The sequence below is a fragment of the Nocardioides humilatus genome, assembly GCF_008373755.1.
Taxonomy (GTDB): Bacteria; Actinomycetota; Actinomycetes; order Propionibacteriales; family Nocardioidaceae; genus Nocardioides; species Nocardioides humilatus.
On record NZ_VUJV01000224.1, the window covers coordinates 1 to 366 of the forward strand.

Consider the following 366-nt stretch of genomic DNA (forward strand, 5'->3'; position numbering starts at 1 on the left):
GGGGCCAGAAGCCTCACCGACCATCTCATCGAGCTCCTTCTCGGACGCGAGCCTGCCCAGGGAGTCGAAGGTGGCGCGCAAGTCGTTCTTGCCGATGATGCCATCCTTGTCGTGGTCCATTAGCTGGAATGCCTCCTTGAACTCAGCAACCTGCTTCTGTGAGAACATAGAGAAGACATTGGATCCGGTGCGCTTAGCCTTGCGGCTTCCGCGAGAGGATTGCCTGTCACCGGCGGGAGCGGCCGCTGCTGGGGCCTCTTCGGCGGGCGCGTCTTCTTTCGCCTTCTTCTTCTTTACCTTCTTGTCCTTATCCGCCATTTTGCTGTGTGTTGGACGATCGACGAAGAAGAGACTGTTTCGATCGGC

Annotated in this window: 1 protein-coding gene; it reads right to left on the reverse strand. The window is 58.2% G+C overall.

Translation table 11 applies throughout. From position 1 onward, the window contains the following. A partial coding sequence (locus tag F0U44_RS24525; protein ID WP_149730660.1) for an EF-hand domain-containing protein occupies positions 1–366 on the reverse strand: 366 nt, incomplete at both ends.